This window comes from Streptomyces sp. NPDC048734, from assembly GCF_043198675.1.
Lineage (GTDB): Bacteria > Actinomycetota > Actinomycetes > Streptomycetales > Streptomycetaceae > Streptomyces.
This window is the reverse complement of the sequence record NZ_JBICUZ010000001.1, coordinates 724,344-737,669: the sequence shown is the minus strand read 5'-3', so window position 1 is coordinate 737,669 and position 13,326 is coordinate 724,344. Positions and strand designations below refer to the sequence as shown.

Genomic DNA, 13,326 nt, shown 5'->3' with positions numbered 1-13,326 from the left:
GGGGGGCGGCCCGGGGGGGCGGGGCGCGGGGGCCCCGCCCCCCGCCCGCCCCCCCCCCCCCACTGCCTGGTGGGCGCGGACGGTTTCGAACCGCCGACATCCTGCTTGTAAGGCAGGCGCTCTACCCCTGAGCTACGCACCCAGGACGAGTCGACAGCCTACATTGTCCGGGGCCGTGCCCCGCAAACCCGTATCGACGGCGAAGGGTGCGGGGCGGCGCCCGGGGGTTATCCCCACCCCGGATCCGGGAGTGCGCCGGATCGTCCGGCGGACCGCCGCTGTCTAGCGTCGTACGGGTCGGGAACAGCGGCATCCACACGGGCCCCCGGGGGCCGTCCCAGGGGGAGATCATCATGGCCCGTTTCACCGCCCAGGTCCGTACGGTGCTCGCCGCGGGTGCCGTCGTCGCGCTCGCCGCCACCGGGACGGCGTGTTCCTCCGCCGGGGACGACGCCCGTCCCGAACACCGGACCTTCGCGCTGGCGGGCGCCACCCTCACCGTGGACTCCGACGACTCGGCCCTGGAGATCGTCGCGTCGGACGAGTACCGCGAGGGCACGGTCCGGGTCACCCGCTGGTTCGACGGCTCGGTCGTGGTCGGCGACGAGCCGGAGGTCACCTGGTCGATGGAGGACGACCGGCTGGTGCTGCGGATGCACTGCTCGGGCGTGGTCGCAGACTGCTCGGCCAAGCACCGCGTCGAGGTGCCGCGCGGGGTCGCCGTGAAGGTCGAGGACGACGACGGCAGCGTCCGCGCGCGGGGCTTCCGGGACGCCCTGAGTATCCGCACGACCGACGGCTCGGTACGGGTCACCGACTCCAGCGGGCCGCTGGAACTGCGCTCCGGCGACGGTTCGGTGCGGGCGCGGGTCTCCTCGCGCCGTGTCAGCGCGCACACGCGGGACGGCTCGGTCCGCCTCGGTCTGGAGGCCGTACCGGACCGGGTGGAGGCGGTCACCGGCGACGGGTCGGTGTCGATCGAGCTGCCGCGGGCCGCCTACAAGGTCACGACGCACACCGGGGACGGCTCGGTCGACGTGTCCGTGCCGCGTGACGACTCCAGCGAGCACGTCGTGTCCGCCCGCACCGGCGACGGGAAAGTCACCGTGCGGAACGCGAACTAACCGGCCCGTGTGTTCGTCATTAACCGGTGGGAGAATGACACCGGGCAGGGCGGATCACAGCACGGGAGAGGGATGTGACGGCGACACCAGCGCAGCCGTACTCGCCGTCGGTGCCGCACGCGCGTCCGCGGGTGCTCGGCGACGCCCTCGCACTCGCCGCCCTCCCGCTCGCCGCCCTCCTCCTGCTGCCCGCCGCGTTCGCCGGGGGCGGCACCCGCCGCTGGTTCGGCGGACGGGCGGAGGGCCAGCGGGCGGAGGCCCAGGCCGCGAAGGACGCCGCGGCGGCCGCGTTCTACGAACTGGACACCGCCCAGCGGGACCTGCGGATCTCGATCGAGACGATCACGGCGGTCGACGCCTCGCCGGCCGCCCGGCGCGCGATGGCCGACTTCGAGGCCCTCGGCCGGCGCATCGACGAAGCCAGCCACCAGTACATCCAGGCCGTCGACGCCCACGACCTGGACCGGGACGACCTGGAGGCCTCCGCCGCCACGCGGGCGCGCGGCGAGCTGGCCCGCGCGAAGGACGAACTGGTCCGCGTCAAGGGCGAGCTGGACCGTTTCACCGACGGTCTCGGGCCGCTGCTGGGCAAGGCGGAGACCCAGCTGGCCCGGCTGGCGCCCGCCGTGGAGCGGGCCCGCCAGAGCCTGCTGGCCGCGTCGAACGCGCTGGACGCCGTCCGGGAGACGGGGCTGAAGGCGGACGACCTCGCCGCCCGGCTGGCCGCGCTCGCCCCGGAGCTGACCAAGCTGAACCAGGGCGCGGGACAGCACGGCGTGCCGGGCACCCTGGAGCGCGCCGAGCGGGTCTCCCGCGAGGCCCGGGCGGTCCGGACGGAGGCCGAGCGGCTGCCGGAGAAGGCCGCCGAGATCGACCACCGGCTGGTGTCCCTGCGGACGCGCGCGCAGGCGCTGACGACCCGGTCGGGGCAGGTCGAGCCGATCCTGAGCGAGCTGCGCCGGCGTTTCACGGCGGCTTGCTGGCAGGACCTCCAGCACGTCCCCGACCAGTCCGTGGAGCACGTCCGGCGGGCGGAGGCCAAGCTCGCCGAGGCGCAGAGCGCGCGCGACGCCCAGCGCTGGCCGGACGCCACCGCGCTGCTGTCGACGGCGCGCGCCCTGCTGAACTCCACCGACGAGGCCGTCTCGGCCGCCGGTGACCGGCTGACCAGGCTGAACGCCGTGCAGAAGGACCCGCGGCAGGAGATCGAGCGGACCCGCTTCGCGATCCGGGACGCGCAGCGGCTGGCGATGGCCGGGCGCAACACCCCGGACCCGCGGGACGCACGGCCGCTGGACGAGGCGGTGGCCCGGCTGGAGCGGGCGATCGCCACGCTGGAGGGCCGCCACCCGGACTACTGGCACTTCCTGACGGAGACGGAGGCCGTCCGGCACACGGTGTCCGGCGTGGTGACCCGGATCCGCGAGGACCGCGGCGCCGGACACTGAGCGCGGCCCGCCCAGCACCGCCGGCGTTGCCGCCGGCGCGCGTCGGGCGGATATTGGAGGTGCGTACGACTCGGCTCGCGCAACGCTTTCCGGAGGGAGGCGGAGATGGCCACCCACCTCACGCACTCGGAGACCCGGCGACGGATCAGGCTGGACGACCACCTGCCCGTCGATCACCGTCTGAACATGGTCTACCGGATCGGCGCCGGTCTGATGGGCCTCGGGCTGCTGGCCTTCGGGATCCTCGGCATCATCGACCGGATCGGCTTCTTCGACACCGGCGGTGACACCGTCTGGAGCCTGAACACCAACGGCGCGCTCAGCTGGCTGTCGGTCGCCGTCGGTCTGCTGCTCCTGGTCGGGATGGTGATCGGCGGGAACTTCGCCTCCACGCTGAACATGGTCCTCGGCGTGCTGTTCATAGCCAGCGGCTTCCTGAACATGGGGCTGCTGGAGACGGACTACAACTTCCTGGCGTTCGAGATCCAGAACTGCATGCTCAGCTTCGTGATCGGCATCCTGCTGCTGGTGTTCGGGATGTACGGCAGGGTCGGCTCGGCCCTGCCGCACGACAACCCGTACTGGCGGGCCCGTCACCCCGACCTGGCGGAGGACCGGGATCGCCACCAGGAGCGGCGGGAGCAGTTCCCGGCGGGGCACCCGGGAGCGCCCCGGATCACGTCCCGGGAGGCGTCCCCGCGGACGTCCCGGCCCGGTCAGGGCCCGTCGGGGACCTGACCGGGTGCCGCACCCGTCAGGTGCGGTAGGCGTAGTACGCGGCGGTCGGGTACGACGCGACGATGCTCGCCACCGACCTGCTGTAGGTGTTGGTGGAGTGGTACGTCACGTACGGCACGCCCCGGCTGCGGGACGTGACGATCATGGTGTGGTCCTTGGAGCCGTCCTTGTCGAAGTCGACCTGGAGGACGTCGCCGACGTCCATCTGGTAGACGTTGGCGAGGGGGGTCGTCCGCTTGGAGTTCTGGGCGAACCAGGACCACTCGTTGACGCCGACGAACGAGTGCGACTGGATGTCGGCGTTGCCGAACCACCGGGTGTAGTCGTACACGTAGCCGGGCACGTGCTTCCAGCCGCCGGCCTTCAGGGCCTGGCTGACGAAGTTGGTGCAGTCCCCGCCCGCGCCCTGCCCGTTGTAGTTCGGGTAGGCGGGGTTGTAGTTCGACCAGTACTGCTTGGCGTAGGCGGCCATGGCCTTGTAGTCGAGGCCGCTGGCGGTGAAGTTCTTCGCGTTCGCCGGGCCGGGGTAGGAGGTCGACGCCTTGGGGGCCGACGGCGTGGTGCTGGTGGTGGTGGCCACCATCGGCGCGACGGACGGCTTGGCGGTCTGGTTCACCGCGAGGCCCTCGTCGGTGTCGCGGATGCCGGTGAGCTGCCAGTCGCCGTGCCGGTCGGCTGTGAACGTCAGCTCGTGGTGTGCCTGGAACCCGGTGGCCTTCGGCTCGTCGCCGCGGACCTTCTCGTAGGTGAGGGTCGTGGTCTCGGTGACCGCGACCTTGGCCTTGCGGCCCTTCACGTTCGTGGCGTCCAGGGTGACGGTGGTGCTGCCCTTGCTGTACTTCTCGCCGAGCTGGGCGAGCCGCTCCTTGCGCTGGTCCAGCGAGGACAGCGCGGCGTCCTCGGCACGGTTCTGCTTCGAGGACAGCTTGACGTCACCGGAGAAGCCGTCGGTCAGCGGCTTTCCGTGCTTGTCCCGCTTGCCGTCGACCAGGGCTTCGGTGCGGTCGGTGAAGACCGCGTCGGCGAGGCGCTGGAAGGTGGCCTTGGTCCTGGCGTCCACCTTGGGATCGTCGACGACCGCTGCGCCGGCGCTCCAGTTGGGCAGCAGGGCCACTCCTGCGACGACGGAGGTGGCGGCCGCCCCGAGTATCGCGGCGCGGCGCCGCGTACGGCTCAATTTCCTTGACTTCACTGATGCTTCCCCTCTTGCCCCGGCGGCTGGATGCCGGGGTAGCGCATCTTTGCATGCCGTGTGTGGCTCGTGTGAAGAGGGGGCGGCAGTCCGGGCACGGGAGTTATAGGACCGTCACTGCACAACGCCGCCCCGTGTCAACCCGGTTACTGGACGACGGTCGACCAGTCCGGCGACTGGGCGGGGTCGAGGGTGCGCAGCCGCTCCAGGGTGGCGGGCGTCTGCACGTCCATCCAGTCGGCCAGTTCCTTGAAGGACACGCACTTGACGTCCTTCTTCACGCACACGGTCCTGATGACCTCGTCGACGGCCTTCATGTAGATGCCGCCGTTCCACTCCTCGAAGTGGTTGCCGATGAACAGCGGGGCCCGGCTGCCGTAGTACACGCGGTTGAAGCCGGCCATGTAGGTGTCGAGGGTCTCCTGCTGCCACTGCGGGTACTTGGCCGGGTCGCCCTCGGTCTCGCCCTCGGACTGGTTGTAGAGGAAGTTGAAGTCCATGGACAGGCCCTGGTACTTGCCGCCCTCGTAGGGGAGCATCTGGAGCGGGAAGTCCCAGATGCCGTTCTTCTTCGTGGGCCAGATCTGGAAGTCGCCGGCCGAGCTGGCGTCGTAGCGCCAGCCGTAGCTCTTGGCGGCCTTCAGCAGGTTGGCCTGGCCCTCCAGGCAGGGGGCGCGGCCGCCCACCACCGCCTTCCTGATGTCGAAGGGCAGCGGGTCCATGTCGGTGTAGCCGGTGTTCGTCTTCCACTTCTCGGCGAAGCCGAAGAACTGGTCGATCTCGCTCTTCCACTCCTCGACGCTCCAGTCGCCGCCGCCCTTGGCGCCGCAGAAGTGGCCGTTGAAGTGGGTTCCTATCTCGTTCCCCTCTTCCCAGGCCTTGGCGAGGTCCTCCAGGGTGGTGCGGACGTGCTCGTCGGTGGGGAAGCTGATCGCCGCGGACCCCTTGGGGTGCTGCGGCGGGCTGTAGAGGTCGGCCTTGCTCTTGGGCAGCAGGTAGATGCCCGTGAGGAAGAAGGTCATGTGCGCGTCGTACTCCCGCGCCATCTCCCGGTAGTGGGTGAACAGCCCGTCGTCGCCGGCCAGGGCGCCGTCCCAGGAGAAGACGACGAACTGGGGCGGTTTCTCACCGGGCTTGAGGGGGAGGGGCTTGAGGCCGCCCTTCTGCGGGCCGGTGTACGAGGTGGAGCCGTCCCCGAGGACCTTGGTCTTGCCGTCCCACTCCGGCTCCTCGCCCGGCGACGCCGTCGCCTTGCCCCCCTTGCCGGCGGAGGCGGTCGGCGCGGTGTTGTCCGTGCGGCTGAGCACCAGGTAGCCCGCCACCAGCGAGGCGACGACGAGGAAGGCCGCCAGGCTCAGGAAGCCCGGGTGGGCGGCGGCGGGGCGGTTCGTTGCCCGGGCCTTGCGGCGGCGGCCCGACGGTGGCGTCATGTGCGGCTCATTCTCGAGGGGTTCGGGGACTGCGGTGCGGCCTGGGGTCAGCCGAGCGGGCTCATGGCTCTGGACCAGATGCCGTAGGGGACGCTGTCGTCCGCTGTGCCGTCGATGCCCTTCAGCGGCAGCGGTTCGAGACTCTTCGCCAGGTCGATGCGGTAGACGACGACCGCGGTGGAGACGGCCTTGTGGGTGCCGACGTACCAGGCGGCCTTGTCGTCCTGGGTGGTCCCGGCCTTCCCGGCCACCTGGGCGCCCTCGGGTGCCGCGCCGGGGTGGGCGGTGCGGAAGGCGTCGGTGAGGGCGGAGGTGACCTCCTCGGCCGTGTCGGCGCCGATCGCGCGGGCCGGCCTGGGGAGGGCCAGCGGGACCTTGGTGCCGTTGTGGGTGACCTGCCGCACGGAGTACGGCTCGGTGTGCTTGCCGGCCGCGGCGAAGGTGGAGTAGCCGCTGGCCATGCGGATGGCGCTGGGGGTGGAGCTGCCCTGGGACAGTGCGGGCACCTGGGCTCCGAGGCTGGAGGGCAGCAGTCCGGCCGCCTTCGCGGTGTCGCGCACCTTGTCCAGGCCGGTGTCCATGCCGAGCTGCATGAACGGCGTGTTCACCGACAGGGCCAGCGCCCGGTGCAGGGAGATCTGTCCGTAGGACTTGTCTCCGTCGTTGCTGGCGGCGACCTTCTTGCCGCTGCGGTCCCAGTACGGCCCCTCCGGCGTGGTCACCGGCACGTCGTCGTCGCCGTCGTAGACGGACTCCCCGGTGACCGGGGTGGCCTCGCCGTCCCGCGCCTTGTGGACGCCGTGCTCCAGGCCGGCGGCGTAGACGAAGGGCAGGAAGGCGGAGCCGGCCGGGACGGTGGTGGCGTTGGACTCGTTGTAGCCCTGGGTACGGTGGTCGGGGCCGCCGTAGACGGCGAGGATCCGTCCGTCGGCGGCCACCGAGGCGGCGCCGTAGTGGGCGGTCCTGGCGTTCTTCGGGTCTTCCTTCAGGGTCTTTTCGCGGGCCTTGGTGACGGCGTCCGTGAGCTGGGTCTCGCGGTCCTTGTCGAAGGTCGTGTAGATCTGGTAGCCGCCCAGGTCGAAGTCCTTGTCGCTGATCTTCGCGGACTTCTTGGCGTACTGGGAGGCGAGTTCGACGAGGTAGTCGCTCTGTTCACCGGTGTCGTACAGCGGATTGCTCTTGAGCGGCTCGGGGAATTTCGTGTAGCCGGCCCGCTCGGCCCTGGAGAGTTTGCCGATGGCGACCATCCGGTCCAGGGTCCACGTCCAGCGTTCCGTGGCACGGGCGCGGTTGGCGCTGCTCAGGGTGGGGTCGTAGAGTCCGGCGCCCTTGAGCAGGGCGGCGAGGAAGGCCGCCTCGCTGGCGTTCAGCTCGCTGACGTCCTTGCCGTAGTAGGCCTGGGCGGCGCGCTGGATGCCGTAGGTGCCGCGGCCGAACCAGCTGGTGTTGAGGTAGCCCTCGAGGATCTCGTCCTTGCTCATCTGGTTGTCGAGCTTGAGGGCGATCATCGCTTCGGTGAACTTGCGCCGGACCGTCTGGTCCTGGTTGAGGTAGACGTTCTTGACGTACTGCTGGGTGATCGTGGAGCCGCCCTGGGTGTCGCCCTGGCCGAAGGTGCGGAAGACGGCGCGGCTGATGCCCTTGAAGGAGATGCCGGGGTCGCTGTAGAAGCTCTCGTTCTCGGCGGCGAGGACCGCCCAGCGGACGTCCTCGGGGATGTCCTTCAGCGGCATCGCCTGCCGCTGCACCCAGCCGGTGCGGGCCATGGGGGTCCCGTCGGCCCAGAAGTACACGTTGTCCTGCTGGGTGGCGTAGGTGTTGAGGTTGTCCGGGACGTCGGTGGCGGCGTAGGCGACGGCCAGGAAGAGGGTGCTCAGGCCCAGGGAGGCGAGGACGCCTCCGAGTGACTGCCGCCAGGAGGGTATCCAGCGGCGCCAGTCGGTGCGGCCGGGCCGCGGGTACTGCGGGCGCATCCGGCGCGCGTACGGGGCGAGGAAGGCCGCCAGGCGCGTCACGTACGGGGCGAGGAAGGCGACGAGGGGGGCCAGCCGGGGGCCGACGGCGGCGGTGAACCGGGAACGCGCGGAGGGGCGGGGGGCTTTTCTGCCCTTCCGCCGGTCTCCCGATATGGAGGAATTGCCGGATGGGTCCGGTATGACCGGCCCGTCCGCACTGCCCGGTATGCCCTCCGGAGGCACCCGCAGTTGCATGGTCTCGTCCGCCCTGAAAGAGGCGGGAACCTTCAACTGCATGGTGGCGTCGGCCGGCTCCTGGGGCTCCTCCCCCTGCCCCGCCTGGGTCACGATGTCTCCCTCCGCACTAGGTATTGCTCGCGTAGGCAGACGTACAGACGTACGAGGGTCTGACATGGTTGCCGTCGCGGCGGCAGCAAACCCTGAATCCCCCAACCTCGCGGTTCATCGCGGCGCCCTCAAATTACCAGCGCCCTTCGCAACTTCTCCACATAAGAAATCGACAGAAGTGAACCCCGCCGAAACAGCGGGAGCCGGTTGCTCACATAGAGGGATTAATCTGTCCGCATGCCTCGCTACGAGTACCGCTGCCGGACCTGCGGCAACACCTTCGAACTGAGCCGTCCCATGGCGGAGTCCGCCGCGCCCGCCGACTGCCCCGCCGGTCACGACGACACGGTCAAGCTCCTGTCCACCGTAGCCGTCGGCGGCACGGTCTCCGCCCCCGCACCCAAGGCGGGCGGCGGGGGCGGCTGCTGCGGCGGGGGCTGCTGCGGCTGACACCCAGGGCCTGCCGCCGCCCTGCGACCTGATCCGGGCGACAGGCCCTACTTCTCGCGGACGCCCTTCAGGAACTCCCGCAGGATCCGCTCCCCCGCCAGCACCCCGCGCTCGGGCAGCGCCGTGACCTGCGGTGCCGTCCAGGCCGCCTCGTGCAGCTCGCCGTGACCGGGGCGCCAGCCCCGGTCCGACACCAGCAGCAGATCGGCGTCGAGCAGGGAGTCGCCGGCCGCCAGCGTCAGCTCGGCGCCGGTGCGCCGGGCCACCTCGCGCACGGCCGCGCTCTTGGTCAGCGGCTTGGGCACGGCGTAGATCTTGCGGCCCTGGAGCGACACGGTCCAGCCGCGGTTCTCCGCCCAGGCCGCCAGCTCCTTCACCCACTCCTCGGGCAGCAGCTCGCGCTCCACCACCAGGTAGGCGAACAGGTCCTCGGCGATGCGCTCCTTGCGCAGCCAGAGCGGGTCGGCGAAGGCCGCGAGGTGCGCCTGCACCTCCGCGAGCGGCGCGCACTCGTCGGCCAGCCGCGCGTTCACCACGGCCTGCCAGTCCGGGTCGGACACCCCGTCGACCAGCAGGTGCCCGCCGTTGGCGCAGATCGCGTACTTCGGGGGCGGGCCGGGCAGGTTGATGCGCTGGTACTGCTTGCGGGTCCGGGTGGTCGTCGGCACGAACACCGCCGCGTCCCCGAGATCGGTCAGCAGCTGCGCCGCCGTCTCCGTCAGGTACGACAGCGGACGGCTCTCGTGCACCTCCACGCACAGCAGCCGGGGCGCCCGCGGGTCGGGCATGGTCAGCGCGAGGGCCGCCGCGGAGTAGATGAGCGTACGGTCGAGGTCGCTCGCCACCAGCACCGGCATCAGAGGGTCACCGCCTTGCCGTCGGCACCGGTCGCGCCGCGCGTGTACTGCGGGTGGATCAGCCCCACGCAGGAGTACGGCAGGTCGCCGACCTCCTCCACCGGGACCCCGCGCTGGTCGGCGAGGAGCCGGACGTGGTCCAGGTCGGCGCTCGCCCCGGCCCGCGCCAGGATCTTCCACGGCACCCGGCGCAGCAGCACCCGGGTGGTCTCGCCGACGCCCGGCTTGACCAGGTTCACGTCGTGGATGCCGTACTCCTCGCTGATGCGCTCGACCGCCGCCCAGCCCTCCCAGGTCGGCGCCCGGTCGGCGGCGAGCAGCTCCTTGACCGCCCCGTCCACGGCGTCCGCGACCTCCGGGAAGCGGGCCGAGACGGCGTCCAGGAAGGCGCGCGACACGTCCGTACCGGCCAGCTCGCGGTAGAACTTCGCGCCGTGGAAGTCGTCCGGTCCGACCAGGTCGGCGCGCAGCACGGTCCGCGATATCAGGCCGGACACGGTGGAGTTGAGGCAGGCGGACGGGATCAGGAAGTCGTCCCGGGTGCCGTACGTCCGTACGCAGGAGCCCGGGTCGGCCAGCACCGCGATCTCCGGGTCGAAGCCGGCCGCGCCGCCGGCCGCCTCGAACTCCTCGATGGCCACCGCCAGTTCTCGGGTGATCGCGCCCTTGCCGGTCCAGCCGTCGACGAAGACGACGTCCGCCGGGTCGTGGTGCTCGGCCAGCCAGCGCAGCGCGTTGGCGTCGATGCCCCGGCCGCGGACGATGGACACCGCGTAGTGCGGCAGCTCCAGGCCGTGCCGGTACTGCGCCCAGCGGCGCATCAGCACGCCCACCGGGGTGCCGGCGCGGGCCAGGGAGACGAGCACCGGGCGGGGGGAGCGCTCGGCGATCACCAGTTCCGTCACCGCGCCGACCGCCTGCGCCAGCCGGGCCGCGGACGCCTCCAGGGCCGTGTGGAACAGCGCCTGGTACTGCTCGCTGGGCTGGTACTCCACCGGCAGCGACTCCGCGTAGTGCGCGCCGCCGCTCTGGATGGCCTCCTCGCGCTCCTCGGTCGGCGCCTCCAGCGTCACGTCGGAGAGGTCCTGGAGCAGCCAGCCGACCTCCTCGGGCGCGTACGAGGAGAAGGCGGGACCACGAAGGGGGTCGGGCAGCATGGCGGGCCTTTCGGGTACGTACAGCGGCTCGGGGACGTAACTGGGCACGACCGCGAGGACGACGTGCGGGCTGTGCGCGGCGAGCCGGTCGAGGAGACCGCCGGGTGCGTGCAGCGCCGGGGTGTCGGCGACGGAGTCGACGACGGCGACCACGGCGTCGAAGCCGGCGCCCGCGACGTTGTAGGCGTAGCGCTCGCCGGGGCCGTCGGCCGGATCGTCGTGCGCGGGGAAGACGATCCGGCTGCGTATCGCGTAACCGGGGTCGTCGACCGCGAGGACGGGTGAGCGGGTGGTGGTGGAGAAGCGCACCTCGGCGGCCGTGACCTGCTCCAGCTCGCGGGCCAGCCGCAGCGGCGCGTACATCAGCTCCTCGAAGCCGAGGACGTGCACGCGGCGCGCGCCCTCGGGAAGGGCCTCGGCGAGCCGTGCCGCCATCGCGGGCAGGGCGTCCTCGAGCCGGGCGCGGTGCTGCGGGGTGAAGCCGTGGCGGCCGCCGTCGGGGAGGCCGCGGGGCCAGCGCAGATCGACGCGTGCGGGCCGCGGCCGGGTGCGGCCGTCGTCCGGGTGCTCGCCGGCGGGGGCCGGTCCCACGCCACCGGCCGAGCCGTCCCGCGTCCGCGCGGAGTCCGCCTCGTGGCGCGCCACCAGTTCCCGGCCCTTCTCCAGCACCCCTTCCGGGAGATGGACCGTGCCCGAGGCCGCCGTCACCAGGTCGACGCGGGCGTCGATCTCGCGGGCGAAGGCCTCCAGGCGTCCCGCGTCGGCCGGGGAGCGCATGTCGACGAGGGCGACGACGACGTACCGGCGGCGCGGGTAGCGCTCGTGCAGGTCGCGGATGGTGTTCAGGACGGTGTTGCCGGTGGAGAACTCGTCGTCGACGAGGACGAGCGGGCCGTCGCCGACCAGGAGCGCCGGGTCCTCCGGCAGCAGCAGGTGGGAGGTGGCGTGCGAGTGGGACTCCTCGAAGCCGCCCGCCGGGACGACGCCGGGGACGGGGCGCCGGGTGGAGTGCAGGTAGGGCGCCGAGCCGACGCCGTCGGCGACGGAGTGCCCGAGACCGGTGGCCGTCTCCGCGTACCCGAGGACGACGGCCTCGGCGGCCTCCTCGCCGAGCAGCTCCGCCACCCGGCGGCCCAGGGTGAGGCCGTGGCCGTACACCACCGACGGCGACTGGGGGACGTGCTTGCCCAGTACGTGGGAGACGAGCAGGTGGGCCCGCTTGGGGTTGCGGCGCAGGGCCAGCCCCAGCAGATCGGTCAGCCGGTCGTCGCCCACCAGGTGGACGCCGAGCCGCTCGGCGACCCAGCTCCCGGACCAGACCCCGTTGTTCACTGCGTTGTTCATGCGTCCCTATGTCGTGAGGAGGTGGGGCGAGGTTCAGCCGGGTATGCCCGCGGTGAGCAGGTCGACGAAGCTGACGTCCTCGCGCGCGACGCCGAAGACCTCGGCGCGCAGCATCGTCCGCTCGGCCCAGGCCCGGTGCGGCTTCACCTCGTTCATCTTGTTCGTGTACGCCGACCTCATCACGCCCCCGCCACCGCGCTCCGGCCGCAGGATGTCGGCCGCGTCGCTGTACTCCTCGTGGCTGACCACGGACAGCGCGTGCACCGCCGGTACGTGCGAGGGGTGGATGCAGGTCTTGCCCAGCAGACCGTTGGCGTGGTCGAGGGAGATCTCGCGCAGCAGTCCGTCCATCGCGTGTTCGATCAGTTTCTCACGCAGCTCGACGGCCTGTCCCTCCAGGAAGGGGCTGTGCCGCAGCATCGGCTTGAACATGCGCTCGGGGACGCGGAAGTACTCCCACACCGGCCCGGTCACCGTGAACCCGGTGCCGTCCGCCCGCCCCAGCATGTTCACCACGTCGGCGATCACGGAGGCGACGATCTGGACGTCGTAGGCGGTCATGTCGGGCGCCCGGCGCAGACCGTAGGAGGAGCAGAAGTCGGTGACGCCGAGACGCAGCGCGAGGACGCGGCTGCGGTACTTCTCGACGGCGCGGGCGATGCCCTCCAGGGCGTCCACCCGCGACTCGCGGTACATCAGCTCGGGCGTCTCCAGGACGGGCATGCCGAACAGCCGCCGGCCGCTCGCCAGCTCGGCGGCGGCCAGGGCCTCCAGGAAGGGGATGCCGCGCTCCTCGGTGAACTTGGGGAACACGAACCCGCTGAGCAGCCGGACGGCCGGGCCGAGGCGCCGGACCAGGTCCGGGATCTGCTCGGGGGTGCGGACGCGGATGAACAGCAGCGGCGGCTCCACGCCGGGGCGGGCGGCCAGGTCGGCGAACTGGCGGACGAGGTTCTCCTCGCCCCGTGCCACGTCCTCGTCACCGATGGAGTCCTCCAGGCAGAGCACCATGGACACCACGCCACGCCCGGTCTGCTTCAGGATGTCCTCGGCCAGCCGGGGCCGGGTGGCCGGGCTGTAGAGCGTGGCCCCGAGGGCGGCGGACAGCGTCCGGGCCGGCGAGTCCGCGTCGAACGCGCACGGCTCCCGGTGGAACAGGCGCTGCCGCACCTCAGGGGCAAGGTGCCCGAAATGACGCATATATCTCCCCCGTGGTGCAAGTCGAGCGTGTGGATTCGGCAAGAGGTGGCCGGTAATAGTACGTAGAGACCCGTGTCGTGGGT

At 71.6% G+C, this 13,326-nt stretch carries 10 protein-coding genes and 1 tRNA gene; 4 read left to right on the top strand and 7 right to left on the bottom strand.

The genetic code is table 11. The features are described from left to right. Nucleotides 1–67: 67 nt before the first annotated feature. A tRNA-Val gene (locus tag ACGFQC_RS03210) sits at nt 68–142 on the bottom strand. Between the two features lie 211 nt (nt 143–353). Here ACGFQC_RS03210 and ACGFQC_RS03205 point away from each other — a divergent pair. The 3 genes from ACGFQC_RS03205 to ACGFQC_RS03195 all read left to right on the top strand — a co-directional run bounded on the left by ACGFQC_RS03205 (nt 354) and on the right by ACGFQC_RS03195 (nt 3,310). Next, nucleotides 354–1,124: a DUF4097 family beta strand repeat-containing protein gene (locus ACGFQC_RS03205; RefSeq protein WP_363086994.1), complete on the top strand. Its 771-nt coding sequence runs from the start codon at nt 354–356 to the stop codon at nt 1,122–1,124. A gap of 74 nt (nt 1,125–1,198) precedes the next feature. Continuing rightward, a complete protein-coding gene (locus ACGFQC_RS03200; RefSeq protein WP_363086993.1) occupies nt 1,199–2,572 on the top strand; it encodes a hypothetical protein in 1,374 nt (457 codons plus the stop codon). Between the two features lie 105 nt (nt 2,573–2,677). Continuing rightward, nucleotides 2,678–3,310, top strand: a complete 633-nt coding sequence (locus ACGFQC_RS03195; protein ID WP_363086992.1) for a DUF4383 domain-containing protein — start codon at nt 2,678–2,680, stop codon at nt 3,308–3,310. A gap of 16 nt (nt 3,311–3,326) precedes the next feature. Here the strand turns inward: ACGFQC_RS03195 and ACGFQC_RS03190 are convergent, their stop codons facing one another. From ACGFQC_RS03190 to ACGFQC_RS03180, 3 genes are all read right to left on the bottom strand, one after another. Further along, nucleotides 3,327–4,487: an amidase domain-containing protein gene (locus ACGFQC_RS03190; protein ID WP_363086991.1), complete on the bottom strand. Its 1,161-nt coding sequence runs from the start codon at nt 4,485–4,487 to the stop codon at nt 3,327–3,329. A 161-nt stretch (nt 4,488–4,648) separates the two neighbouring features. Continuing rightward, the gene (locus ACGFQC_RS03185; protein WP_363086990.1) at nt 4,649–5,932 is read right to left on the bottom strand and encodes a hypothetical protein; all 1,284 of its coding nucleotides are present in this window, start codon (nt 5,930–5,932) and stop codon (nt 4,649–4,651) included. Nucleotides 5,933–5,979: 47 nt separating this feature from the next. After that, complete coding sequence (locus ACGFQC_RS03180; RefSeq protein ID WP_363087359.1) at nt 5,980–8,184, bottom strand: transglycosylase domain-containing protein; 2,205 nt, start codon at nt 8,182–8,184, stop codon at nt 5,980–5,982. 288 nt (nt 8,185–8,472) lie between these two features. On the opposite strand from ACGFQC_RS03180, the gene ACGFQC_RS03175 reads away from it, so the two are divergent. Further along, complete coding sequence (locus tag ACGFQC_RS03175) at nt 8,473–8,685, top strand: zinc ribbon domain-containing protein (protein ID WP_363086989.1); 213 nt, start codon at nt 8,473–8,475, stop codon at nt 8,683–8,685. 47 nt (nt 8,686–8,732) lie between these two features. Here ACGFQC_RS03175 and ACGFQC_RS03170 read toward each other — a convergent pair whose 3' ends face one another. Genes ACGFQC_RS03170 through ACGFQC_RS03160 form a run of 3 tightly spaced genes read right to left on the bottom strand, consistent with a single transcriptional unit; the run spans nt 8,733 to nt 13,243 of the window. Continuing rightward, nucleotides 8,733–9,542, bottom strand: coding sequence for an HAD family hydrolase (locus ACGFQC_RS03170; RefSeq protein WP_363086988.1), 810 nt, complete (start codon nt 9,540–9,542; stop codon nt 8,733–8,735). Continuing rightward, the gene (locus tag ACGFQC_RS03165) at nt 9,542–12,043 is read right to left on the bottom strand and encodes a phosphoribosyltransferase (protein WP_393287643.1); all 2,502 of its coding nucleotides are present in this window, start codon (nt 12,041–12,043) and stop codon (nt 9,542–9,544) included. The genes ACGFQC_RS03170 and ACGFQC_RS03165 overlap by 1 nt, the downstream gene beginning before the upstream one ends. 33 nt (nt 12,044–12,076) lie before the next feature. Next, nucleotides 12,077–13,243 (bottom strand): HpcH/HpaI aldolase/citrate lyase family protein, encoded by a 1,167-nt coding sequence (locus tag ACGFQC_RS03160; RefSeq protein ID WP_363086985.1) that lies wholly within the window; start codon nt 13,241–13,243, stop codon nt 12,077–12,079. Between the last annotated feature and the right edge of the window lie 83 nt (nt 13,244–13,326).